We start from the raw sequence: 24,997 nt of genomic DNA on the forward strand, positions 1-24,997 counted from the left end.
CTGAAGAAATGTTAGAAATTTTAGATTATCTAAAAGATAATGTATTGACCATTAACTTATGGATCATTACGATATACCTGGGCTTTGAAGTGATTTCCAAGGTCCCAACTGTATTGCATACACCACTCATGTCTGGATCTAATGCCATTAGTGGCATTGTGATCATCGGGGCGATTATCCTCGTGAGACAGTCAGCTAGCGACGACTATTTGTCTCTGGCTATCGGTGGTTTAGGAATCATCCTCGGCACCATCAATGTAGTAGGGGGGCACGCTGTGACCAACCGTATGTTGGAAATGTTCAAAAAGAAATAAAATGCAATACATCAACTTATTATATATACTATCAACTGTCCTTTTGATCATCGGGCTGAGACGCCTCAGTAGTCCAGCCACAGCGGCAAAAGGAAATATTATTGCCGCTTGCGGTATGGGATTGGCTATTTTGGTAGCCATGTTCGATCCCATCGAAAATGATCAGGGGAATTATGCCTTGATCATCATTACTCTCGCAATTGGGTCTGTTTTGGGTCTGGTTTTTTCTAAGAAAGTCGCTATGACTGCCATTCCCGAATTGGTTTCGCTTTTCAATGGTTTTGGTGGAGCCTGTGCGGTAGCCATTTCTATCATCGAGGTTTACAATTTTGATGCTGCTACGAGTATTGGCGCAAGAGCTACCACTTATATGGCCTTGTTCATAGGTGGCGTAGCTTTCACTGGTTCGTTGATTGCCTATGGCAAGCTCAGTGGAAAGGTCAATGACTGGAGGAGCGGAATCTCTTCCTACTTCAACTTGATATGGTTGGCGCTGTGTTTGGGATTGATTGGATACGAAGTAGTGGCCATGGGGCAGATCGAATACTTGCCTTTGATCATTCTGGCTGTTTCTCTGATCTATGGATTTACTTTCGTACTACCTATTGGTGGAGCGGATATGCCAGTGGTTATCTCCTTACTCAATGCATTTACGGGTATTGCAGCTGCTTTGGCTGGTATTGTTTATGACAATATGGTGATGCTCTTAGGAGGGATTTTGGTGGGCTCTTCAGGTACGATCCTGACAGTACTCATGTGTCAGGCGATGAACCGCTCTCTGATCAACGTGATCGTAGGAGGGTTCGGAGGTTCTACTGCCTCAGCTGCTGGCGGTCCTGAAGGAGAGGTGAAAGAAACCACTGCCAATGATACAGGTATCATGATGCGATATGCTACTAATGTAATGGTGATTCCTGGATATGGTATGGCGGTAGCTCAGGCACAGAAAGCATGTAAGGAACTGGATAAGAGTTTGACCGAGCGTGGTGTGAATGTGAACTATGCGATACACCCTGTAGCGGGACGTATGCCTGGTCACATGAATGTGTTATTGGCAGAGGCGGATGTGCCATACAACAAACTCATCGACTTGGATGATGCAAATGCGATGCTCAGCGATACGGATGTGTGTCTGGTAGTAGGTGCCAATGACGTAGTGAATCCATCGGCATTGGATGATCCGGGTAGCCCGATTTATGGTATGCCAGTATTAGAGATATTGAAAAGTAAAAATGTGATCGTACTCAAGAGAAGTATGAACAAAGGATATTCGGGAATTGAAAACCCACTTTTCTTCCATGATAAAACCAAAATGCTCTTCGGTGATGCGAAAGCTACCATCGAAAAGCTAAATGAAGAGGTCAAATCCATGGACTAAATGTCAAAATCATAACTAAGCATGATTACTCAAAACACCATCTGGACGGATGGTGTTTTTTTGTTTTGGAGCTATTTGATTTACTCTCATCATAGGGCGGGTAGATTTTCGGCAAAGTTTTTGTAATACTCATGTCATCCTTGACCAACTGAGACCAAAAGCACTCTCATAAACCGAATTATGAATCAAAAGCGATCAAGAATTATCTTTTCTATTTACTTCCTACTGGTGATCCCAGGCCTTTATTTTTTGGCTGAGGATAACATAGGGTATTTCATAGATCGCAGACTTAGCAAGCAAGATATACAAGTGGAATCAACAGGAGCCGATTTTGATTTGCTCTCCAGATCGGTCGCCTTTGACAAGATCACCTTTAGTTCTGATCAGTACGGTAGTATTTCTTTCGTTGATTTAAAAGTAAGGAAGATTAATCTACTGAGTATGTTGCCTGCCTTTGGTTTCAAAGCAGAATCCGTCAGTATGGATTCTTTGCTGATAGCATTAGAGCAGGAATCTATCGAAGCAGATACCTCCAAGCAGATGTTTCAATTGTCAGGTAAGCATTTTGGTGTAGATCGTCTGGATATTGCCTATGGGCAATTTGATTACACAGGTGAGGACAATAGTACACAGTTTGTTTTCAAGTTGGAGGCTTTGAGAGGAGATATGGGTGAAGGGGTAAGCCAGGGCCTGTTAACGCTCCACGATTTGCAGCACAGATCGTTGGAAGCCGCTACTTTGGTGACTTTAGATTCTCTGTGGGTGGATCTGGATTTGGGACAATTGCTGGCCAATGGGATTCATTACAAAAGCTCTTTGGATCAGGCGGCTTTTGTCGATCAGTTTCCTCATCAGAGGGATTGGGTGGATTTGGCGCTGCCTAGTTTGAAAATGAATGGTATGGACCTTTCCGAGTGGGAGGCCAATGGCTTTCAATGCGAGAGAGTCTCTCTGGACTCTGCAGAAATAAAAATCTACAAGGACAAGACCTTGACCGAAAGTGAAAAATCAGATATGAAGCTTTTGATTGATCAGTTAAAGGAAATACCATTGTTGATTCATTTGGATACAGTGACAGTCATTCAAGCTTCAGTTTCTTATCGAGAGAAACATGGGGTAGACAGAATGGGGAATTTGCATTTTGACCGTCTATACGCGAGTATTTATAATTTGAATACGACTCCTGATATGCCAGTGATCATGGATGCCCAGGCCAGTTTCCAAGAGGCGGGAAGGCTCAATGCACATTTTGAGTTTCAGCCCTCTCCAGGGCAGACTAAAGTTAATGGAACCCTGTCAGCTATGGATATGAAAAAGGTGAATGAGATGACCATTTCTTCGTTTGGGGTAAAAGTCAAGTCGGGATGGCTAAGCGATCTGGATTTCGATTTTCAATATGATGAACATCAATCCAAGGGATTGCTTCACATGCATTATGATGATTTGGCGTTGCAGTTTGTGGATCATAGCAATGAGACACGGAACCTGAATCAAAACCTTAGCAGTTTCCTCGCCAATGCATTCGTGATAAAGAAGAAAAATCAACCCGGCCAAATCAATTATAAAGAAGGCCCGATTGCTTTCGTAAGAGACAAATCTAAATTGGACATAGGTTATTGGTGGCGTAGCTTACAAACCGGTATCATGGCCTCCGTTCGAATGAATAAGCCTCAAGCAGCTTAGATCAAAGCTGCTAAAATTCTTTATTTATTTGGGACTACTCGATGAGATGGTTAATTTCATCTTGTGAGAACTATATTACCTGCCTTTCTACTATTCTTTTGCCATCATGTACTGGCACAAAATCAAATTGATAGTTTGAGTAGAGCGCTCGAACATTTTGAAGTAGGGGATCAGGAACATGCCTATTTGCTTGTAGATCTCGCTAAGCGATATGCCGAATTGGATCCAGATACCGCATTGTATTTATCTCAAAAAGCACACAAGGAAATCACTGATAATGAGTGGGATTCACTTTCTGCCCGTTCTTATTTAGCCATAGCCACTTCATACAGTTTTTTAGCCTCTTATGATTCTTCCAATTATTATTCTTTTCAGTCAATAAAAAAGGCAGAGCTATACAAGGACACACTGACCCTGATCGATGGTCTCAATAATTTAGGGATCGATTTCATGTATCAGGAGAACTACGTTTTGGCCTTCGATTATTTCAAGAAAGTAGAATTTATGTCTCGGATATTTGGAGATTCGATACGTTGGGGTCATGCGCTTAACAATCTTGGCATTATTTATAATTATCTAGGTAAGCATGAAAAGGAGTTGCCCTATTATGAGCAATCTGCGGCTGTTTTTAAGAAGATTGGTAATGCTTATGGTCTGGGTAATGCTTATTTGAATATCGGGACGGTTTACACCGAATTAGAAGATTTTGACAGGGCTGATGAGTTTTATGACCAGGCGCTCAAAGTGTATAAAGGACTGAATTCCAAGTCAGGGGTGCAGAATACCCTGCTGAGTATGTCGGAGAATAAATTGGCTGCAGGTCAGCTGGCAGCAGCTCAGACTATTGCCATGGATGCGTTAGAGTTGGCAAGGGAACAGCACCTGGTTCAGGATGAGATATTTGCACTTGAACTATTGACGGGTATCACAGAGGAAAGAGGGGATTACGAAGCTGCTCTGGCCTTCTTGAAGAAAGAAAAGTCAGCCAAAGAGGAGGTTTTCAATTCTGAAAAATCCAAGCAAATCAATGAACTTCAGGAGAAGTATCAGGCTGAAAAAAGGCAAGCCGAGATCGAACGGCTTTCGCTTGCCAATGAGTTGAAGGATGCTAATCTTGCCCAAGCTCAGACGAGCCTCTATGGGGCCATCACGGTGGGGATTTTGTTGGTCGTATTGACTGTGGTTTTTTACTCGCTTAGAGCCAAAAAAATGAAGGCTGAGAAAGAAGCACAGGAGCTTCAAAATGAGGCCTTGAAAAAGCGGTTCATGGAACTACAGGCAGGACCTTCGGAGCTGTCAATGGAGTTGAATATGGTTGAGCTTAATTATAAACTGAATACGCCCCTGACTGAGCGGGAATTTGAGGTTTTTAAGTTGGGAGTCGAGGGAAAGTCCAATACTGAGATTGCCGATAAGCTTTTTATCTCTGTCAATACGGTAAAGTTTCATTTGAGGAACAGCTATTCCAAAATGGGTGTGAGTAACAGGAAGGAAGCCTTCCAGCAAATAGTCAAGATCGTCTAAATCTATGCCTATGGACATGAGCAAAACCGTAGATGAGTACATCATCAGAAATAAACAATGGCAAGAAGAATTGATCTACCTGAGAGGACTCCTTGCGACTTCAGAATTGCAAGAAACGATCAAATGGGGATTTCCGGTGTATACCTTAGATAATAAAAATGTTGTTGGGTTAGGAGCATTTAAGTCCTACTTTGGCCTTTGGTTTTTTCAGGGTGTTTTTCTGAAGGATGTGAAGAATAGGTTGGTGACTGCAGATGGTTCCGCACAGGGCATGAGGCAGTGGCGTTTCAATTCCTTTGATGAGATAGAGGAGGATTTGGTGCTTGCCTACATTCAAGAAGCAATCGATAACCAGAAGGCTGGAAAGATGATTAAACCTCAGAAGAAGGAAATCGTAATGCCTGAAGAGTTGCAAGCCGCCCTGGATGAAGATGCGATTTTGTATGAAGCATTTGAAGCCTTTTCGCATTCTAAAAAGAGAGAGTTCGCCGAGCATATTCTCAATGCCAAAAGAGTGGAAACCAAGAAAGCTCGATTGGAAAAAATGAAGCCGTTGATTTTGGCAGGAGTAGGGTTGCACGATCGCTATAGAAAATAAGAAGCCCGACTTACACCGAGCCTCTTAACCTTAATCTCTCATCATACTTTATTGGATAGTCCTTAGCTACAGCCTCCCTGCACTTTCTTTTTCTTTCTACCACCTGCTGGCAATACGATTTGAATATCCGCCTTTTTAATCGCCTTAGCTCCTGTAAAATACTGTCTGGCCGCTGTTCGTCGCTCGTAGATATCGAGCTCATCCTGCGCTGCGCTGATTCCTGGATGTTCAGGATTCAGGATGTCGCTTTTCCAGGCCTGAATCCCACCTCTCAGCATATAGACATTGGGGTAAGTTCGAAACTTCAAATCCTTCCACGCACTAATTGTCCTTGCTTCATCATCCCCATACAAAATGGTCTGACGAGCAGACTGGTAAAGCAAGCCCTCGTATTTTTCATTCAGCACACTATCTGCCGGAATATTGATCGCCCCATTGATCATACTATCTGCCTTTTGCCTCAAGTCTATCAGCTGAAAAGAAGGATCTCCAGAAATAATCAAATGAGCCACCTCATCAGTAGAAAAATAGTACATGTCCTTTTTCATCTCCTGGTCGAGTTCTTCCATACTGAACTTCCTGTATTTGGTCGGTTCATTCGGTAGGATCGCAGCGATGGTTCCTATCATCAGGAACAAGACCGATAATATTTGACGCACATTCATGATTAAATCTCTTTAGTGATATCCGGACGATTAAATTTCTTCTCGGCCCATTCTCCAACCCAAAACATGACTACCGCGGCAATGATCACCAGAAAGACCATCAGCCCATCAGACAATCCCAAAGCAGTGGACAACTTGATGTCACCCAGATAGTTTTTGATATACAGATCTTTCCACAAAGGATAGGTTTCTCCAAAAATGAAAATACCAATCAAAGAGCCTCCCAGATAAGCCATCGCGTCTATCTTGCCAATAGCGGCGGCACAGACACTGGTACCAGGACAGAATCCCCCCACAATGAAGCCGATCCCCATAATCACCCCGCCGATTATGGCAGAGTTCATATAGTATTCGTTGATATAGACGATGCTCATGTCAATCATCTCAAAATGATTGAGCAAGCCCAGGCCAATCAGCCCAACAAGCGCCGCGGTAAAAAACACCTTCAGCACGGTAGTGTCATAGCCATAAAACATACCGGCTAACTTGCGGCTGGAAGAAAAACCGGCCTGCTCCAGAGCAAAACCAAATCCTATCCCAATCACAAAGGCGATAAGAAAATTCAGCTCCTGAGAAATTTCATTTATTGGAATAATAGGTCCCATATCAAATCCAGTTTTTTCTAAAGAAGTAAGCAAACAAAAAAGCAGTACCAAAGATGGCCACCATCGTCACGAACCCAGCCAGCGAAAGAGTCGCCATCCCGCTCAGTGCTGCTCCACTCGTACACCCTCGCCCCAGCTGGGAACCAAACCCGAACAACATGCCTCCCAATACCGCCATGACGATACGCTTGTGGGAAGTAATATTAGGAGAATGCTCATTGGTCAGTTTCAATCGACCAGATAAGGCTCCAGACAAAAAGCCTCCAACCAACACGCCCAGTACCTGAAACACCAGCCAGCTACTCATCGGATTTTTGCCATCCGCGATATACTTCGAATAGAAAGCTGAGTTTTCAGCCTTTTCATGTGATACGGTCTCTACACTGGTGACCACTACGCTTTTCATCGCGCCACTGGCACCCAAGCCTCGACCAGTCAGGTAGAATGCACCTAACAACACAAATCCCAAGATCAACCCCGCGATGTAGGGGTTCATATATTTGGTTTTGTGCGTGATGTAATTATGATTTTCCATCATTCAATTATTTAATACAAGTATCGACTCGCCTGTCCGGCATACACGATGACAAACCTCAGCATGACATTACCCATGAGAATCAAGGCAACCGGAATGACTGCCGGGATCCTTTGTCCGCGCAACTCCAAAAACTCCAACAAGGCCGGAACCAGCATCCCAAGAAACACCACAAAAATCCAGAAGGGCAAGGTATAAGGACCATCCAAAAACAGCTGAGCAGCTTCTATTTGTACCTGTGTACTCGCTAATAAGCCCATGAACATGTGGATGATAAAGAACAGCTCTGCGACGATGATGATGATGTCTATTTTGCTAAACAGCTTGCGCTCCAGTTCATTTTTGGTTAATAGTACGACTACTGCCGCGCCTGCCGATAAGCCAGAAGCCAGAAACAGCGGTCCCAAAATCGAAGTGTTCCAGAGTGGTCGTGCATTGAAGGCTCTCAACAATACGCCGGTATAAATCCCCAACAAGACTGCAAAAACAGCCATCAGCCAGGCCAGATGCTTTTTGTGATTGATAAAAAACTGCTCCAGTTTATTGATGACCTCAAATTTCCAATCCCACTTTGGGAAGACCTCCTTGAGGTGAATGGCAGACCAAATGAAAGACAAAGGCGTCACCACCATGAGGGTCCAGGCTCCCCAGGACATGGGAGACTCCAAGCGGATCGTCGTATACAAGCGCCAGAAATAAAGCTTATGATTCAAATCCAGAAACAAAGCGATCAAGCCTAAGATCAACAAAAAGGGCGTAAACATTGGCGCGATCTTTACAGCTGTGGGATAGTCCTTTTCCTTGCCATTGAGATAATAGAAAGCTGCGAAGAAAAGAATTCCGGCTGCTAACCCTCCTACGAATAGGTAGAAAGGAATCTCCCAATGCCATATGTTCAACGTCGGGTCTACCCGATCATTCATTCTGCCGCTGATGATAAGTTCCTCTTCCATGTCATTAAATTAAAAAGTACAACTGTGGGTCAGTTCCGGCTTCTGTCTTCAGCCTTTTGTATTTTCTTTCCTTGATTTTTTTGGACACTTCGCTATTCGGATCGTCTAAATCTCCGAAGTACAAGCAGTTCGTTGGGCACACGGATACGCAGGCCGGTTGCTCCCCCTTCCTGACTTTGTGAATGCAGAAAGTGCACTTGTCCACATAGCCGTCCGGGTGCGGATACCTGGCATCATATGGGCAGGAAGCGATGCAGGCACCACAACCAATACACTTATCATGATCCACTAGCACTATACCTCCTTCGACAATATGGCTGGAGCCCGTTGGACAGCAGCGTACGCAGGGTGCATTCGCACAATGGTGGCACCTTTCAGATCTGTATTCCAGTTCCAGATTGGGGTAGGTTCCGCTCACGGCCTCTACCACCCAATCCCGGCAGAATCCTTCCGGTACCTTGTTTTCGATTTGACAGGCGACTACACAATCGTTGCATCCCACGCATTTCTTGGTGTCTATGGCCATAGCGTATCTCATACTTCTTCTTTTGGTTTAGGGTCCTCAGTTAGAAAAGTCACAAAATTCTCACGCATACCAGTCCCGCCCATGATCGGGTCGACCTTCACATTGCTGATCAGTTCGGTATCACTAGCTCCTTTGCCGAAAGCTCGGCTCAGATTCTTCTCCGAATGACCAAAGCCATGAACCATATAGACAGAATCCCAGCGGATACGTTCCGTTACGCGCACCTTAATAGAAAAGGTAGAAACGATATCATCCTGATTCTTCAGCCATACATACTGGCCATTTTTCAAGCCCCATTGCTTGGCAACCTTAGGATTGACCCAAAGGTCATTCTCCTTCATAATGGCAGAGAGATTCGGATTATTAGCTGTTCTGCTAAAGGTGTGCACCGGTGCCCGACCATAGTTGAGTCTATAGAATCCGGCAGGCGGTTGTTTGTGCTCTGTAAAGCTCGGTAGTGGATCAAAACCTTCTGCGGCGAGTTCGGTAGAGTAGAGTTCTATTTTACCGGTAGAGGTATTGAATTCAAAATCCTGCCCGTCGATCAGATACAGATCATCAAATTTTCTTTTAAAGGTCTTCACGCCTATTTTTTGCATCTCTTTGAGCGAGCTGCCTACTTTCTTGAGCTGCCAGTCCAGCATCTCTTCGATGTCCTTATATTGGAAGTATTCTTTCAAACCCAGCTTCTCCCCCAGCTCCTTGGCAATCCACCAGTCTGGCTTAGAATCATATTTTGGCTCGACCGCAGGCATACGTAGGCAAATGACCGGATCGCGATGAGGAGAATTCCTAATCGCATCATAGCGCTCCAGGTAGGTGCACTCCGGCAGCACCACATCTGCATATCCAGTGATCTCCATTGGCATGGTATCGATGGCCACCATCAGCTCAAGGCTCTGAATGGCTTCCATGGTTTTCTTTTGATCAGGCAAGGTGTGAATTAGATTCGTGCCGTTCACGATCCAGCCTTTGATATTCCAATCCCGTTCTGGCGAAGGAACAGTCACTTCGCAGAGACCATTGGATATCACTTCAGAGGCTAGGTTGTACTTGCCTTTCATAGCATCCAAATAGGATTTTGTCGCTTTTGGATATTCTGGGTGTGGATAGCTTGGGATGGAAATTTTATCTGGGAAGTAAAAACCTCCTCTGCGACCCCAGGATCCAAGCAGTGCATTCAAGATCGCCACGGCACGCAAGCGCTGCGTATCATCACCATACCAGGTAACGTGACGACCCGGATGAACGATCACAGCAGGAGCAGCCTTGGCCATCTCTCTGGCCGTCTCTATGATTTGCTTTGGTTCCAGTGTGGTGACCCCATAGGCCCACTCTGGCGTATATTGTTGGACGTGCGCTTTAAGCTGATCAAAGCCAAAGCAGTACTTTTCTACATATTCTTTGTCATACCAGCCCTCGTTGATGATCACGTGAGTCCAGGCCAATAACAGAGCTAAATCTGTCGCTGGTTTGATTGGGAGCCAATGTTTGGACTTACTAGCCGCGGTAGAAAAACGGGGATCAACTGTAATGATAGTCGCGCCCTTTTCTATCGCTTCGGACATTTCCTGCACCTGACCATTGTGCATGTTTTCACCAATGTGAGACCCGATTAAAACCAAGCAGCGTGTATCCCGGATATCCGTACGCTCCGGTGAGTAAACCCCTTCCCCAAAAGTAGAATAGAAAGCCACTTCTCTTGGGCCTCTGCACTGCGCAAAAGAAGGTGCCGTGATATGCGGAGAGCCATAGGATTTCATCAGATGACCTAAAAATTTACCACCAGAACCATGGGTAAATAAAGCCATAGATTCAGGACCGTACTTTTCCTTGATCTCGGTCATTTTGTTGGCGATGAAGTCCAGTGCTTCATCCCAGCTCACCTCTACGTAAGTCTGCTTGCCATCTTTTTCTACCCGCATCAGCGGCTTCTTCAGTCGATCCTCGTCATGATACATACCTACGCCACCTGTACCTCTTGGGCAAAGTCGCCCATTACAGTGTGGATCATCTTTATGACCTTCTACTTTCCATATTTCTCCTTCTTCGTTTTTGGTAACCCAACCTGCACACTTCCAGAAGCAGACTTCACAGTAGGTAGGGGTTTGGGAGAATTTGATAGTGCTATCTATCTGAGAAGCAAAAATGCTGGCTGTGGTAGAATCAAAAAATGTCGTGGCAAGTGCGGCACTCCCCAGGCCAAGAGATGTAATTTTGATGAAATCCCGACGGTTGTACATGGCGAAAAACTTTTATAGAAAGTTAGAAACACCACTAACTGCCATGTGTTACAATTGTTACATAAAAAGCTGAGCTATATCATGTTGACTCATGTATGGAGATCATTGGAACGAAAGGAAAGCCTTAAAACAAAAAAGCTCAGCAACATGCTGAGCTTTTGTAAAGTTCGTCGGGATACCAGGATTCGAACCTGGGACCCCCTGGTCCCAAACCAGGTGCGCTACCGGACTGCGCCACATCCCGAACTTTTAATCTGGTGATCCGCTCAGGACTCGAACCTGAAACCTACTGCTTAGAAGGCAGTTGCTCTATCCAGTTGAGCTAGCAGACCAGAACTTATTGCGGAGAGAGGGGGATTCGAACCCCCGGAACGGTTTAACCCGTTCGCATGTTTAGCAAACATGTGGTTTCAGCCACTCACCCACCTCTCCGGGACTAAATTCTCCTCATTTCCTGAGTACTCTTTCGTACCCCTCAAAAACGAGATGCAAATATAGTATAACTATTTTGAGAACTGCAAAGTGAGAAAGGAAAATAAGCCTAAAAATTTCGGATTAATTTTTAAGGCTTTGAGTCCCTTGGATTTAGGTTTTACAAAATTTCGATGACCTTTTCTGGAGGACGTCCTATCACTGCTTTGTCGCCTTTGATTACGATTGGGCGCTCGATCAGCTTGGGGTTATTGACCATAGCTTCTATCCATTCGTCCTCACTCAGCGCCTTGCCTTTGAATTCCTCTTTGAAGATTTTTTCTCCCTTTCTGAGCAAATCTTCAGCTGTGATTCCCAGCATTTGGATGAGTCCTTTGAGCTCTTCCTGACTTGGCGGTGTTTTTAGGTATTCTATGATTTCGAATTCTTCTTTTTTCTCTTCCAGAATGCTAAGTGCTTGTCGGCTTTTTTGACATCTGGGGTTGTGATATATTTTAGTCATTTTTCGTTTTTGTTTCTTTCTACATATTGGGTCTTGGCCCAATCCAAATCTCTCTTTACTTCTTTTTTAAGATCCAGAAAGTGTTGCAGACGATCCTTTTTTGAAGCGCTCAATACTATCCTGAGAAAATAACTATTGCGCAAGGCAAATCTATAATAGGAATAGCTGAAAAGCCCCGTGATGGCCATCAATATGAAATATAAGGCCAATGCAAAGTCTGGCGGGGGTGGAGAGAAAATCCATGTGAGACTCCATAGGTATATCCCATAAAATAGTGGGAATATGAATATACCGATCACCATCGAGACTGAGGCGTGGTATTCCTTTTCGTGGGTGATTTTTTCTGCAAGAATACGCGGAATCCGATAGGGGATATAGTTGTGGATGACCCCAAAGAGGTAGAAAGGCAGGCCTAGCAACATGCTTAGTATTTTCACGAACGAAAGCATCCATTGTTTCAATCTTCCTCTTTCAAAATTGCTCTTGACGTGCAATTGTTCGTCCAATTGATCCAGTGTATTGATTTTGTCTTTGAGCTGGTCGAAGCTTTCGGGATAGTATTGGCTGATGAAACGAATACCTGAGGAAATTTCTCTGTTGATGTTGAATTCTGCAATTTGGTTTTGCTCGGCTCGCAGGTCCCTGGTCAGTTCTTTCTTGAACAGTTTTTTAATTTGGATGAATAATTTTTCCTGCCCCTCATCTGGGATATGAATGGTCAACTCCTCCATGGATTTTCTTAATTGAGCGGTCAGGGTCTGGACAGTGTTGATTTCATCCTTTTGATAGTTTTCTTGATAATTTTTGAGTGTAAAAGGCTCGCCGAAATTCAAATAGACCTTACTGCGAAATCTAAGAGGGTTGCTGTAATAAAGCCCCACTGCCAAGATTTGAATGCCAAGGTCAAAATCGTTTCTATCCTCTGCACCGAATGCAATGCGAATACCTCCAGTTTTTATTTTTCTAAGCTTCAGCTCGTGTATGCTGGACCCTTCAGGAAAAATCATCAAGGAGCCATTTTTTTCGAGGTGTTGGTAGCAGGCTCCGAAGCTTTTGGTATTGTCCAGTACCTGGCCAGGAGCTAGATCCTGTTGGCGGTAGACCGGGATCACTTGCAAGTAGCGAAATACACGATTGACCATGGAGTTGACAAATATCGAGGCATTAGCAAGAAAGCCCACCTGGTGTTTGAACAGGGCGGCCAGTATGAGGGGATCCATCAGCGTGTTAGGGTGGTTGGACATGATGATCAGTGGCCCTTTGATTCCAAGCAGCTCTGGTCGATTGATCTCTATGCGTCGATAGTAGATATGAATCGCCAGCTGAGTGATCCAACGTAGTATTTGGTAAATCAAATTTTGTCCTTTTAGTTCTTAGATGCTTCAAACAATATCTGCATTCCAATAGCTAAAAGCAAATCCATTTTGCATATGAATTAATGATGCCAAGCTTGAAACAGGAATTGTATGAGCCTAATATTTATCTCTGACTATCAGGGCTGTCTGCTTTATGCTTCTTTCCTTCTCAACTTAGTGAACATCAAAATGACAATCCCAGCTCCAAAGAACAAGACCATGAACAAGATAGAGTTGCGCATGGTGCCGGTTAGGTTCAGTATGGTCCCATAGGTGAGCGTACCGATTACAATGGCAATTTTCTCAGTGACGTCATAGAAGCTGAAGTAGGAAGCAGTATCCTTGGTTCCTTCTGGAATCATTTTGGAATAGGTCGATCGAGATATTGACTGGATACCACCCATCACCAATCCGAGCAAGCCGGCTAAACCATAGAATAGATTTTTGTCTTCGACAAAGTAAGAGAACACGCAGATTAAGATCCAAATGAAGATGGCGGTCATGATAGAGGTTTTGTTGCCCTTTCTGTCTGAAATCCAGGCGAACAGGTATGCTCCGCCAATCGCTACCATTTGAATAATCAGAATAACGATGATCATTTCTGCTGATTCCATTCCTATTTCTTCTGCGGCGAACAAGGGAGCGAGTAGCATTACGGTTTGTACTCCCATGCTGTAGAAAAAGAAGGAGGATAAATATCTTAAGGCGTGGATGTTCTCTTTGAGGCTGTGAAATACTTTTTTCAGTTCTCTAAAACCTGAACTTAATACCTCAGAAGTGATTTTGTTTTTGGTTGGTCTGTCCTCCAATTTGGCAAAAGCAATATGCGCAAACCCGAACCACCAGAGTCCAACCATCAGGAATACAAATTTGGTGGCAGAACCAGCTCCATCGAACCCGAATGTTTCAGGCATTTGGATCATGACCAAACTGACGATCAGTAATAAAACACTGCCTATGTATCCCATCGAAAAACCTCTGGCGCTTACTGCGTCCATTCGGCTCTCAGAAGCAATTTCTGGAAGGAAGGCATTGTAGAAAACGACCGATGAGGCATAGCCCAAACTAGCAGTGATGGCAAGTAAAATTCCTAGTTCGATGTTAGCGCCATTGAAAAAGTATAGTCCCATGCAGGCGGCCGAACCCAGGTAGGTGAAGAAGCGCATGTAAGATTTTTTGGCTCCACGGTAGTCTGCTATCCCAGACAAGATAGGGTAGAGAATCACCGCTATTAGGAAGGAAAAAGATATCGCGTAAGAGTAGAGTACAGAACTGTTGATTTCCAATCCGAAAAAGGTCACCTGATCCCCACCAAAAGCAGCTTTGGTAGCGCTATTGTAGTAGATCGGGAAAATGGCAGTAGTTACGATTAGGTTGTAAACGGAATTGGCCCAGTCATAGGAACACCAGGCGTTGATGGTTTTCTTGTCATCTAAAATCATGAGGGCAAGATATCCAAAAATCTCATTATTGCGAGATGGAATAAGTTAATGGTGTTTTAAATCCTGGTTCTAATAGTGAATCAATCGTACAACTCACCAGCCAAATCTCAAGTTTCAAATCTTGATTTTGGAATCTTTTCTGTAATATTGAGCCAAATTAAAATCAGCGTAATATGAGCAGTCAAACAAGATTTACACTTAAACTTATCGCTATCATTTTGGTCGTTTTTATGGTGTTGATGCAACTCAATTTGGTCATCATTCCATTTCTGGCTTCCTACAAGTTTTGGGTGATGGTGGGTGCCTTTGTACTTCTGCTGATTGCTTCGAGTTAAGCTCTGTTAAAACATGGCCCTAAGCTTACTGACTACCTGCGAACATAACATTGATGCCGATTTGGTCAGAACCAAATTGGAAAGCGAAGGGATCACCTGTTTTCTACACAATGAAAACGTTAACAATCTTTTGCCGCACCACAACCAATTTTTGGGAGGAGGAGTCCGAGTCATGGTCATGTCCGAACAATTGGCCCAGGCACAAGAAATCATAGGCGAGTTTCATTCCAAAACTTCGTGTCCTTCTTGTGGATCTATCAATTTAAGATTGATCAAGCAGCCTTTCAAGTCAATTCTGAATGCCATCATGATTGGTTTGTTTTTGATCCCAGCGGGAAAGCAAAAAATGCATTGGGTATGCAAAGACTGTGGTGAGTCATTCAAGGATTGAAGGAGTTAGTTTTTGTGCTCCTGATAGTTCCTTTTGATGAAATCAACAATCCATTTTTGTGTACTGTCCTTTTGTGCATCCGTGGCATTTCTGAAGGCATGCCCCATATCGCTTAGTTCATGGTATTCATTTTGCAGTTGTAAGCTGTCCAGACTTTTTTTCAATTGCTGACTTTGATCTAAGGGTACGATTTTATCGATCGTGCCATGGATAATGAGTAGGGGTGGGATGCTATCATGAAGGTAGCGGATAGGCGAATATCGCTGCATGAATTCTTTGGTGCGGGCAGTGTCTGCCATAGGGTCAAATCCAAAAATGTCTAAAGTGAAATCCAGGTTGTTGGCGATAGGTTCCGGGACTTTGTTTAGCAGGGTTTTGATGCTGTCGTAGGTTTGAGAATGATACAGGGATTCCATTTCTGCTGGACCGTATATATCTATCACATAATTAATCCTTGGCTTTGGCTGTGGAAGATTGAAGGTGTGTTGATTATCGAAGGCAGCCATCATGGCTATGTGAGCACCAGCTGACTCGCCAAATACTCCGACATTTTGGATGTCAAGATTGTATTCATCTGCATGATCCACCACCCAGGCGAGTGCATCGCTGGCATCTAGCAAGCAATCAGGAAAAGGCGAAGTGTTTTGATCGGCTAGCGTATATTCAGGCGTGATGATAGCGTACCCAGACCGTCTCAGTTGGTTGATCGCGTCGTTGTATCGATTGACGTTGATGGCTTCTTTTCGACCAGAAATCCAGGCGCCCCCATGGAAATAGATGATGACAGGACGCTTTTCATGTTTATCTACTATCGGTAGATAGATGTCCAGGTTTTGATCCTTCTTATAAGGTATATGATATTCTACTTCGCCCTGCAGAATGGGCGCTTCATTGACAATGAAGAAATAAGCTAATGAAATAAAAAGCAATGAAAAAAGAATAATTGAGATGAGTAATGCTCTCTTAACTCTCCTTTTAAGCCTGGGTGAAATTTTCATATGTGCTGATTAAGAATCCCTCGAATCAATTCATTGATTTCACTGGCACGATCCATAATCATTGAGTGTCCACCTCCCTCTATTTTCAATACTTCACTTCTCCTTGGGCAACTCATGACTTTATCTTTGGTGCCATGAATCATCACTACGCGTTTTGAGCGATGCATGTTTTGCCATTGGGAGATTTGATTCATAGCCCATTTGGCAAATGCACTGTCGCTATCTTCTAGTATGGCATTTAACACCGCCCTGTCCTCTGGCCTGGTACCAAATAGCTTGGCTACATATTTGGGTTGAGGTTGAAAGGCTGCGGTGGGCAGCACCTTTAGCAGGCTAGTTCTGCCAATCAATCGAAACACCGGGTTCAAGTCTTTTCTGATTTGAGCTGAAGAAATAATGATAGTCACTTTTGGATTCAAAATTTGCTCCATCTCGACTGCCAGAATGCCACCAAAGCTGACGCCCATCAGAATGAATTCTTCACCCTGATCGATTTTTTCAGCTAACCTTTGGGCATAGGAGGAGAGAGACTCATGGGTGCGGGGCTCTATCCAATTGAGATGAATGAGCTCGTACCCAATATCAATATTTTGAAATACTCGTTCATCGGCTCCAAGTCCACTAATAGCGTATACCTTCATGCACTATCAAGCTTCTGCCATATCATAAAACCACATGGAGGACAAGTCTTGTCTCATTTCCTCATCTGGTAATATGCCGTTTTCAGGATTTTCGTTGATGTTGTTCAGGTCCATGGTGTACGGATCAACTGGCATGTCTAATGGTGTGCCATGAACTTGATGACTAACCTGTCTGAATAGTTCTGCAGCCAATCGTTCTACCACCTTGATGTTTTCTTGTACCTTGTCTAAAAGACCGGCTGTATCATATTGTACTTCCAGACCATGGTGAAAGTCTCTTAGACATTTCAAATCGAACGGATCTACATATCTATCGGTAATGTCAGCTGTGTCATAAGGTCTCCATGCGATGAACATGTCCTGCACGTTTTTGTTCAATACACCCACTTTTCTACCAAGTGCATCATTGTTGGCAAACAGACTTTTCAATACTCGCAAGTTGGTGTAGCCTTTGTTGGTAAATAGCAGTGTGAAGAATGACCAGTATACCGCCCAATCCCAGAATATTTTAGCGACCATGATTTGTGTGTTGCCCATCAGTTGGTACTTGTCCAGATAGGTAGGGATCCAATGCTCGAAAATACCGAAGTGGGTTTTTTCATATACATCCGCATGAATGAAAATAGGTTCTCCTTTCAAATCTCTAGTGACCAAATCAGTGATCCAGGTATTGTTCATGGAGATGAAGTCAGTACCTGGAGAGTAAAGGGGATCTAGGAATACGCCTGAATCACCAGTTACCGCCCAGCGGTCTTCTGAATAAATCTTTCCACTGTGGTGCGAATAGTGTTTCAGGAACAGGAAGTCTAAGACATCGTCTTGCCTGCTGCCAATTTTTTCGTAAGCTTGTGGTTCATTTTTCTTGATCCATTCGAAGGCTTTTTCTTTGGTGTTGAAGTCCGTGAACTCATGGAAACGAGGGTCTGCTACTATTCCGACGCTGGTATTGCCAGAAGATAGCGGGATAAACCATAGCCAATATCCTGTGTCCATCAAATGAACCGTGCCTAAGCGTCTCAAGCCTGGTTTTAAGAAATCAGACCATTTTTGGTTAGAAGACCATTCGTGAACATCTATTTCACCTTTGACTCTAAACCAAACAGCATTGATATTGTGTTCCACTGGCTTTTGGAAGTCCATCTGGCGCTTGAGTACTGCCCCGCGCCCTGTACAGTCGATGGTCCATCGAGCCTGGATGTTGTGTGCTTCTCCATTGTGCATGAAGTTGACCGTATGGAACTCCTCACCAAATTCAACACCTTTCACTCTTGCGCCTGATATGAATTCATTGCCAGATGCTTTGCTTCTTCGGATCAATTCGTTTTCGAAACTTCCTCTGTCCAATTGATGGCTTGGGATAGGTAGTCTCTCTCTAGGTCCTAGCTCCACTCTTCTTTCAATATTGTCCTTGTGCTTAGGAGAAAAGAAGAAACGCAAACCGTGTTTGGGCAATTGTTCAGCATCCAAATAGTCTTTTAATCCCAATACCTCACGCAGGTAGTAGGTGCCTAGTTCTACAGTAGATTCGCCCACTTTGTGAGCGGCTGTTGGAGCATCAGATTTTCTTTGTTCTAAAATCAGGATAGAAATATCAGGGTTTTCTTGTCTCAATTGTAGAGATAAGGTCAGTCCGGCCAATCCGCCACCCATCAATATTACATCATACTGCTCCTTCATAGTCTATTGTTTTTGTTAGATATTTCAACTTTTACCAGCACATCTGCTTTTCGGCTTAAATTTAATTGAACTATAATGATCAATCGAATTTAATTTTAGTTAGTCAATCCATATATTGCAAAAATTTCATGGATTGGCACGAATTTGACTTGAGTAAGTCAGAATAACGCATTCAGAAATCAAAACCCAAATGAAAACTGCTATCTATTTAGTATTATCTTTTGTACTATTGGCTGCTCCGGTCGACCTTTCCAAACTGGTGTATAAGGCGCTATACAGTGGCTCGCTGGAAGATATAGAAGTGGCATTGAGCAAACTCAATTCGGAAGAAGATAGCCCCTTGATTCGTGCCTACAAAGCTGCCCTTTACGCCAAAGAAGCAGATAAACTGAAAGGCGTGGCAGATAAAGTCCAGGCCTTCAAGAAAGGAGCCATGATGCTGGAAGAGGAAATAAAGGCCTATCCAGACAATGTTGAATTTCGATTTTTACGATTGGCCATTCAGGAAAAAAGCCCGGCTATTCTCGGGTATCAAGATAACATTGAGGAGGACAAACAGAAAATAATTGAAAATTATTCGTCCCTCGATGGGCGTCTCAAAAAACAAATTAGTCAATTTGCGACGCGATCAAAATATCTAAAACCAGAAGACCTGCCACAATAAGCCTAACCGCCTTCAATGAACAAAATTTTAGCAATCAACTATTCTCAAACGGGTCAATTGGATCAAATCTTAGATCGATTTCTGATTCCTTTTGAATCTGAAAATATTGACAGAGTAAAGATTGAGATGAAAAAGCCGTTTGCCTTTCCATGGCAGAGTGACGTGTTTTTTGATGCTATGCCTGAGTCAGTTTTGGAAGAGCCTGCGGAGCTTGAGAATTTCGATTTGGCTCACGAATCATACGATCTCATTATTTTGGGCTATCAGCCCTGGTTTTTGTCTCCCTCCATACCTACTACCTCTTTACTCAAAAATGAGCGATTCAAATCAGTGCTGAAAGATACGCCAGTGGTTACCGTCATTGGTGCGCGAAATATGTGGCTCAACTCGCAGGAAGCGGTCAAAAAGCTGATCCAGGAGTCAGGTGGTCGATTGGTAGGCAATGTGCCCCTGATCGATACATCCAACAACCTGACCAGTGCGATATCGATACTGCACTGGATGCTCAACGGTAAAAAAGAAAAGAAGTGGGGTATATTCCCTAAACCAGGAGTGAGTGATGAGGATATTGCCTCGGCAGACGAACTGGGGCAAGTGGTCAAAGATGCATGGGATAAAAAGTCGTATGAAGACCTACAGACTAAAATTTTGGGGCTAAATAAAATTAGCATTGCCACCAATATTTTATTTATCGAAGAGAGAGCCAAAAGGCTCTTCTTGATTTGGGCAGGAATCATTAAGAAAAAAGGAACAACTGAGACAAAAAGGAGGCGTTGGTTAAAGGTGTTTAAATACTATTTGGTATTTGCATTATTTATAGTATCGCCGATTGTACTTACAATTTTTAATTTACTTTTAAGACCCTTTACCCTGAGGTCTATTAAAAAGAAAAAAGCTTATTATTGTGGGGTAAATTGACAAGAGAGATGCCGGAAGTTTATATTACGAGAACGTCAAGATTTTTACCAAATGATCTGATCAGCAATGAAGAAATGGAGGATTATTTGGGCTATGTCAATGGTGCTAAGTCGAGATCGAAAGCCATTGTATTAAGAAATAATAAGATCAAGGGACGTCACTATGCTATTACCAAGGAAGGGAAGGCAACACATACCAATTCGGAGATGGTGTCCCTGGCTATAAAAGAATTGTTTAGCTCGAATCCTGAAGAGATCAAGGAGGTTGAACTATTGGCTTGTGGTACTTCTACCCCGGACCAGATGATGCCGTCGCATGGCGTCATGGTACATGGGTGGTTGCCAGAGATGGAGTCTATCGAGGTGGTTTCTCCATCGGGAGTTTGCTGTTCGGGTATGCATGCTTTCAAGTATGCTTACATGGCCATCAAAATAGGTGACAAATCGAAGGCTGTAACTACTGGTTCTGAGCGTGTTTCGAGGATTCTAAGATCGGAGCAGTTCGAGGATGAAGTGAAGCGCTTGGAGGAGTTGGAGCAAAATCCAATTGTGGCTTTTCAAAAGGATTTTTTGAGATGGATGCTATCTGATGGAGCAGCTAGTTTCTTGTTAGAGGACAAGCCTAATCCTGATGGAATCAACCTTAGGGTAGATTGGGTAGATGGTATCTCATATGCCAACCGCGAAGAGCCATGTATGTATATGGCCTCAGACAAAATGGAAGATGGTACGCTCAAGAGCTATATGGATTATGCGCCAGAGGAGCTTATGCAAGGCTCGATTCTAAGTATCAAGCAGGATACGAGACTGCTTGATAAGAACATTGTAAGCCTGGGCTTCAATCACTTGATTAAGATTTTAAAGAAAAAGAATCAGTCAGTAGATGAGGTGGATTATTTCCTTCCTCATTTGTCCAGCTTTTTCTTCGAAGATAAAATAGCAGATATCCTGGAATCCAACGGGATGGGAATTCCAAAAGAAAAATGGTTTACCAATCTGTCCCAAAAAGGGAATGTAGGAGCAGGATCGATTTACCTGATGGTAGACGAACTGATCAAAAGTGGCAAATTGGAGAAGGGGCAGAAAATTCTTTTGGCTGTGCCTGAGAGTTCTCGATTCTCTTATGTGTTTGCCTACTTGACCGTTTGCTAAAATGATTCACTAAACCACACCCGTATGAAAGAGAAAGATATTCCTCAAGATGAAAGTGCTTTGAAAGATGTCACCCGAGAGGTGGTGTATGCCAAAGGCGAAGATGGGAAATATGTATCTTCTCTGAGCCAGGGTTGGAACGTGAAGAAGGAAGCCTTGGACAATGCCTGGGATGACGTCAATGAGAAAATAGAGGAAGCCAAACAGGCCGTAATCAATGGGGAGAAAAGTCCCATTTATTATTTCAAAGAAAAGACCTTGATGGATATGCCGACAATTACAGGTTATACAGGTTTTTGGTCCTTTACCGTCAAGAGACATTTCAAACCCAGCGTATTCAAAAAATTGAGTGACAAAAAACTGGCTATTTATGCCAAAGCTTTTGATATCAGTATCGAAGAACTTAAATCCCCTGACTTATCGTGATCAACGACTTTAATCATATTCAGGCCGCGCATTGTGAAAATGGCGTGACTACCAGTTTGCTCAAGCACCATGGCATTGATATCATCAATGAGCCATTGGCATTTGGTATCGGATCGGGTCTGTTTTATATCCACATTCCTTTTATGGTGGTGAATGGTGGGCCTGCTTTGTCTTTTCGCACTATGCCTGGGGCTATTTTTCAGCGTACTGCTAAGGCCTTGGATATTAAGGTCAAAAGGAAAAAATTCAGATCTGAAGAGGCGGCCAATGATTACCTCAAGCAAATGCTCGATCAGGGTATACCTGTCGGGTGCCAGGTTGGAGTTTTTCATTTGCCCTACTTCCCAAAAGAATATCGGTTCCATTTCAATGCACACAATTTGATTGTGTATGGATATGAAAATGGAGAGTATCTGGTGAGCGACCCAGTGATGGAAGGAACCAATCGCTTGACTGAAGAAGAACTGACCAAAGTGCGTTTTGCTCAGGGAGCTTTAGCACCTAAAGGGCATATTTATTATCCTGAGAATATCAAAGAAGTAGATCCTGAGACCTTGAAGAAAGCGGTGAGAACTGGGATCAAAAGGAACGTGAGAGATATGCTGAAAATTCCTGGCAGTATTGCAGGAGTGTCAGGGATCAAATACACAGCAGGAAAGGTTCGCAAATGGAGAGAGAAGTTAGGCGTTCGTCGTGCGGGGTTATATCTAGGTCAGATTGTTAGGATGCAGGAAGAAATAGGTACCGGAGGAGGTGGATTTCGTTTTATCTATGGCGCATTTCTAGAGCAGGCTGCAGATATTTTGGGAAAAGATGAGTTACTGAAAGTCTCGGAAGACATCACTGCGGCCGGAGATATGTGGCGAAATACTGCGGTTCAGATGGCTGGAGTGTACAAGGGGAGAATCACAGAGCAGAAGGATTTTGATGAAACTGCAGATATGATGATTGCGATCTACGAAAAGGAAAAAGAAACTTTCAAGAAACTGAGCAAAATCAAGCTGAATTGATGTCAGTTATTTCGAGAATAGAAATATCGAATCTTTATAAACGCTACAAAAACGCCCATCAGGACAGTCTTAGCGATATCAATATTACGATCGAGGCAGGTACCAAATTTGGTTTGTTGGGGCCAAATGGGGCGGGCAAGACGACTATGATTTCCATTCTTTGTGGTTTTCTGGAAGCCAGTAGCGGAGGAGTAAAATATTTGTCCAATGAAGGAGAGGAAATAGTCGGAAAGGGACTCAAATCCATCATTGGTTTTGTGCCTCAGGAGTATGCCATGTATGGTGAATTGACACCTATGCAAAATCTGGAGTATTTCGGTGCCTTGTACAATATGAAACCTGATGTAATCCATGAGCGAAGTGTAGAGCTTCTGGATATTCTAGGGTTGAATGAAGTAGCCGATAAAAAGGTAGCCAACTTTTCGGGCGGAATGAAACGAAGAGTCAATCTGGCGATTGGAATCATTCACAACCCTTCGATCATCTTTTTGGATGAGCCTACGGTCGGCGTAGATGTACAAAGTAAGCACGCCATCATTCGCTTTCTGAACGAATTGAATCAAAAGAATGCCACGATCATATATACTTCGCATCATATGAATGAGGCGCAGGAGTTTTGTGACGAATTGGTATTGATCGACCATGGCAAGGTCGTAGCTCAGGGAGCGACCGCCAATTTATTAGCCACCCATGGCGAGGAAGATTTACACACCTTATTTATTCATTTAACAGGAGAGGAGTACCGCAACTGATATGTTTCGATTCAGAAGTTCGATAAAGAAAGAATTGATTCTGCTGCTCAGCGATAAGCTCGGGCTTACAGTCATGTTTGTGATGCCCATGTTGCTGGTATTTATCATTACGATCATTCAGGATAGCGCCTACAAGATCGTCAATGAGAATAAGTTGAGCATGATCGTGTCCAATCAGGATGAGGGCGAGCAGGGAGAGGCCCTGGTTCAATTGCTTTCTGTATCTGGTTTTTTCGTAATTGAAGAAAATAGTGATCTTGACTCTGCAAGTCTGGAAAAGGCACTGATGAATGACGATATCCTTACCGCTCTTTATATCCCAGGCGATTTTAGTGTAAGCCTCAAAGCCAAGGCTGGTCAGGTGAGTAATACGATGATGTCTGAGTTGGGGCTGATGGAAAAGGACTCCTCAGAAACAGCAGTTGCTCCTACCTTACATTTTTATAAGGACCCTGTTTTACAGGAAAATTTTTCGGAATCCATCTCCAGAATGCTCTCTTCTTATTTGGACGTATTAGAGAATAAACTCATGATAGCATCTGTCTATGAATTGATGGGAAAGGAGCTCAATGAAGAGGCGCTCGCGAGTCAAATGTTGAACAACAAAGTAAAGATAGAAAAGCATACAGCCTCTCATTCAGAAAAAACCATTCTTCCCAATTCCACTCAGCACAATGTCCCTGCATGGACGCTCTTTGCCATGTTTTTTATGGTGGTGTCGCTGGGGGCTAATGTGGTGAAGGAACGAATCAATGGTAGCTTCATGAGACTGAAAACTATGCCTACCAGTTTTGCCATGGTGCTTTTTGGAAAGCTGTTGGTATATGTCACTGTGGCTATTTTGCAGATTGCTTTGATTTTTGGTGTCAGCATGCTGGTTTTTCCCGGACTGGGTTTGCCAGTTTTGGTTTTGCCAGAGGCCATGGGCGCGTTTTTGACTGTAGTGGTGCTGAGCAGTCTGGCTGCTGTCAGCTTTTCCCTAATGGTCGGGACAATCTCTAATACCATGGAGCAATGCATCGGTATTGGTGCAGTGTCGGTCATAATATTCGGAGCGATAGGAGGGATATGGGTACCGACATTCGTGATGCCAGATTATATGCAGGCCCTGACTGTGGTGTCACCACTTCACTGGTGTCTGGAAGGATTCTATATTTTATTTTTAAAAGGAGGAAGTTGGAAAGAACTATTTCCTATAATTTCGTACATATCTGTGTTTGTGTTGGTATGTCAGGGCATCACCCTGAGCCGATTGCGAACAGAGAAATTACTCTAAAAT

26 protein-coding genes and 3 tRNA genes are annotated in these 24,997 nt (G+C 43.5%); 14 read left to right on the forward strand and 15 right to left on the reverse strand.

Annotation, left to right across the window (positions count from 1 at the left end; all coding sequences use genetic code 11):
• Positions 1 to 8 precede the first annotated feature (8 nt).
• From N7U62_RS22315 to N7U62_RS22335, 5 genes are all read left to right on the forward strand, one after another.
• Complete coding sequence (locus N7U62_RS22315) at positions 9 to 314, forward strand: NAD(P) transhydrogenase subunit alpha part 2 (RefSeq protein WP_264140335.1); 306 nt, start codon at positions 9 to 11, stop codon at positions 312 to 314.
• Between the two features lies 1 nt (position 315).
• Positions 316 to 1,692 (forward strand): NAD(P)(+) transhydrogenase (Re/Si-specific) subunit beta, encoded by a 1,377-nt coding sequence (locus N7U62_RS22320; protein ID WP_264140336.1) that lies wholly within the window; start codon positions 316 to 318, stop codon positions 1,690 to 1,692.
• A 180-nt stretch (positions 1,693 to 1,872) separates the two neighbouring features.
• A complete protein-coding gene (locus tag N7U62_RS22325) occupies positions 1,873 to 3,375 on the forward strand; it encodes a DUF748 domain-containing protein (RefSeq protein WP_264140337.1) in 1,503 nt (500 codons plus the stop codon).
• A gap of 63 nt (positions 3,376 to 3,438) precedes the next feature.
• Positions 3,439 to 4,899, forward strand: coding sequence for a tetratricopeptide repeat protein (locus tag N7U62_RS22330; RefSeq protein ID WP_264140338.1), 1,461 nt, complete (start codon positions 3,439 to 3,441; stop codon positions 4,897 to 4,899).
• 16 nt (positions 4,900 to 4,915) lie between these two features.
• Positions 4,916 to 5,497, forward strand: a complete 582-nt coding sequence (locus N7U62_RS22335) for a YdeI/OmpD-associated family protein (RefSeq protein WP_264140339.1) — start codon at positions 4,916 to 4,918, stop codon at positions 5,495 to 5,497.
• 62 nt (positions 5,498 to 5,559) lie between these two features.
• Here N7U62_RS22335 and N7U62_RS22340 read toward each other — a convergent pair whose 3' ends face one another.
• The 12 genes from N7U62_RS22340 to N7U62_RS22395 form a co-directional block, all read right to left on the reverse strand.
• On the reverse strand, positions 5,560 to 6,162 hold the full coding sequence (locus N7U62_RS22340; RefSeq protein WP_264140340.1) for a rhodanese-like domain-containing protein: 603 nt from the start codon (positions 6,160 to 6,162) through the stop codon (positions 5,560 to 5,562).
• Positions 6,163 to 6,164: 2 nt separating this feature from the next.
• Entirely contained in the window at positions 6,165 to 6,767 is a 603-nt protein-coding gene (locus tag N7U62_RS22345; RefSeq protein WP_264140341.1) for a YeeE/YedE thiosulfate transporter family protein, read from the reverse strand.
• 1 nt (position 6,768) lies between these two features.
• Positions 6,769 to 7,302 (reverse strand): YeeE/YedE thiosulfate transporter family protein, encoded by a 534-nt coding sequence (locus tag N7U62_RS22350; protein WP_264140342.1) that lies wholly within the window; start codon positions 7,300 to 7,302, stop codon positions 6,769 to 6,771.
• An 11-nt stretch (positions 7,303 to 7,313) separates the two neighbouring features.
• The gene (nrfD, locus tag N7U62_RS22355; protein WP_264140343.1) at positions 7,314 to 8,255 is read right to left on the reverse strand and encodes an NrfD/PsrC family molybdoenzyme membrane anchor subunit; all 942 of its coding nucleotides are present in this window, start codon (positions 8,253 to 8,255) and stop codon (positions 7,314 to 7,316) included.
• A 4-nt stretch (positions 8,256 to 8,259) separates the two neighbouring features.
• Positions 8,260 to 8,793 (reverse strand): 4Fe-4S dicluster domain-containing protein, encoded by a 534-nt coding sequence (locus tag N7U62_RS22360; RefSeq protein ID WP_264140344.1) that lies wholly within the window; start codon positions 8,791 to 8,793, stop codon positions 8,260 to 8,262.
• On the reverse strand, positions 8,790 to 11,024 hold the full coding sequence (locus N7U62_RS22365) for a molybdopterin-containing oxidoreductase family protein (RefSeq protein ID WP_264140345.1): 2,235 nt from the start codon (positions 11,022 to 11,024) through the stop codon (positions 8,790 to 8,792). Before N7U62_RS22365 ends, N7U62_RS22360 begins: the two co-directional genes overlap by 4 nt.
• Before the next feature lie 170 nt (positions 11,025 to 11,194).
• Positions 11,195 to 11,268, reverse strand: a tRNA-Pro gene (locus N7U62_RS22370).
• Between the two features lie 11 nt (positions 11,269 to 11,279).
• Positions 11,280 to 11,356: transfer RNA gene (locus N7U62_RS22375), tRNA-Arg, on the reverse strand.
• 11 nt (positions 11,357 to 11,367) lie between these two features.
• A tRNA-Ser gene (locus N7U62_RS22380) sits at positions 11,368 to 11,456 on the reverse strand.
• A gap of 160 nt (positions 11,457 to 11,616) precedes the next feature.
• Positions 11,617 to 11,958, reverse strand: coding sequence for an arsenate reductase (glutaredoxin) (gene arsC, locus N7U62_RS22385; protein ID WP_264140346.1), 342 nt, complete (start codon positions 11,956 to 11,958; stop codon positions 11,617 to 11,619).
• Positions 11,955 to 13,313, reverse strand: a complete 1,359-nt coding sequence (locus N7U62_RS22390; RefSeq protein WP_264140347.1) for a 1-acyl-sn-glycerol-3-phosphate acyltransferase — start codon at positions 13,311 to 13,313, stop codon at positions 11,955 to 11,957. Before N7U62_RS22390 ends, arsC begins: the two co-directional genes overlap by 4 nt.
• Before the next feature lie 152 nt (positions 13,314 to 13,465).
• Positions 13,466 to 14,755 (reverse strand): MFS transporter, encoded by a 1,290-nt coding sequence (locus N7U62_RS22395; protein WP_264140348.1) that lies wholly within the window; start codon positions 14,753 to 14,755, stop codon positions 13,466 to 13,468.
• 173 nt (positions 14,756 to 14,928) lie between these two features.
• On the opposite strand from N7U62_RS22395, the gene N7U62_RS22400 reads away from it, so the two are divergent.
• Positions 14,929 to 15,090 carry a hypothetical protein gene (locus N7U62_RS22400; protein WP_264140349.1) on the forward strand — a complete coding sequence of 54 codons (162 nt, stop codon included), beginning with the start codon at positions 14,929 to 14,931 and terminating at the stop codon, positions 15,088 to 15,090.
• Between the two features lie 13 nt (positions 15,091 to 15,103).
• Positions 15,104 to 15,481, forward strand: coding sequence for a putative signal transducing protein (locus N7U62_RS22405; protein ID WP_264140350.1), 378 nt, complete (start codon positions 15,104 to 15,106; stop codon positions 15,479 to 15,481).
• Positions 15,482 to 15,486: 5 nt separating this feature from the next.
• On the opposite strand, the gene N7U62_RS22410 is transcribed toward N7U62_RS22405, so the two are convergent.
• From N7U62_RS22410 to N7U62_RS22420, 3 genes are read right to left on the reverse strand one after another with little or no spacing between them, the layout of a single operon-like run.
• On the reverse strand, positions 15,487 to 16,479 hold the full coding sequence (locus tag N7U62_RS22410; protein WP_264140351.1) for an alpha/beta hydrolase: 993 nt from the start codon (positions 16,477 to 16,479) through the stop codon (positions 15,487 to 15,489).
• On the reverse strand, positions 16,476 to 17,120 hold the full coding sequence (locus N7U62_RS22415) for an alpha/beta hydrolase (RefSeq protein ID WP_264140352.1): 645 nt from the start codon (positions 17,118 to 17,120) through the stop codon (positions 16,476 to 16,478). The genes N7U62_RS22410 and N7U62_RS22415 overlap by 4 nt, the downstream gene beginning before the upstream one ends.
• A 6-nt stretch (positions 17,121 to 17,126) precedes the next feature.
• A complete protein-coding gene (locus N7U62_RS22420) occupies positions 17,127 to 18,797 on the reverse strand; it encodes an NAD(P)/FAD-dependent oxidoreductase (RefSeq protein ID WP_264140353.1) in 1,671 nt (556 codons plus the stop codon).
• 190 nt (positions 18,798 to 18,987) lie between these two features.
• On the opposite strand from N7U62_RS22420, the gene N7U62_RS22425 reads away from it, so the two are divergent.
• The 7 genes from N7U62_RS22425 to N7U62_RS22455 are packed head-to-tail and all read left to right on the forward strand — an operon-like array spanning position 18,988 to position 24,994.
• The gene (locus tag N7U62_RS22425) at positions 18,988 to 19,461 is read left to right on the forward strand and encodes a hypothetical protein (protein WP_264140354.1); all 474 of its coding nucleotides are present in this window, start codon (positions 18,988 to 18,990) and stop codon (positions 19,459 to 19,461) included.
• 15 nt (positions 19,462 to 19,476) lie between these two features.
• The gene (locus tag N7U62_RS22430; protein WP_264140355.1) at positions 19,477 to 20,379 is read left to right on the forward strand and encodes a hypothetical protein; all 903 of its coding nucleotides are present in this window, start codon (positions 19,477 to 19,479) and stop codon (positions 20,377 to 20,379) included.
• An 8-nt stretch (positions 20,380 to 20,387) separates the two neighbouring features.
• Complete coding sequence (gene darB, locus N7U62_RS22435; protein ID WP_264140356.1) at positions 20,388 to 21,530, forward strand: dialkylresorcinol biosynthesis protein DarB; 1,143 nt, start codon at positions 20,388 to 20,390, stop codon at positions 21,528 to 21,530.
• Positions 21,531 to 21,554: 24 nt separating this feature from the next.
• Positions 21,555 to 21,956 carry a flexirubin biosynthesis protein DarG gene (gene DarG / locus N7U62_RS22440; RefSeq protein WP_264140357.1) on the forward strand — a complete coding sequence of 134 codons (402 nt, stop codon included), beginning with the start codon at positions 21,555 to 21,557 and terminating at the stop codon, positions 21,954 to 21,956.
• Positions 21,953 to 22,966, forward strand: a complete 1,014-nt coding sequence (gene darH, locus N7U62_RS22445) for a BtrH-related acyltransferase DarH (protein WP_264140358.1) — start codon at positions 21,953 to 21,955, stop codon at positions 22,964 to 22,966. Before DarG ends, darH begins: the two co-directional genes overlap by 4 nt.
• The gene (locus N7U62_RS22450) at positions 22,966 to 23,718 is read left to right on the forward strand and encodes an ABC transporter ATP-binding protein (RefSeq protein ID WP_264140359.1); all 753 of its coding nucleotides are present in this window, start codon (positions 22,966 to 22,968) and stop codon (positions 23,716 to 23,718) included. The genes darH and N7U62_RS22450 overlap by 1 nt, the downstream gene beginning before the upstream one ends.
• A 1-nt stretch (position 23,719) precedes the next feature.
• On the forward strand, positions 23,720 to 24,994 hold the full coding sequence (locus N7U62_RS22455; RefSeq protein ID WP_264140360.1) for an ABC transporter permease: 1,275 nt from the start codon (positions 23,720 to 23,722) through the stop codon (positions 24,992 to 24,994).
• Positions 24,995 to 24,997: the final 3 nt, after the last annotated feature.

It is taken from the genome of Reichenbachiella ulvae, from assembly GCF_025833875.1.
Lineage (GTDB): Bacteria > Bacteroidota > Bacteroidia > Cytophagales > Cyclobacteriaceae > Reichenbachiella > Reichenbachiella ulvae.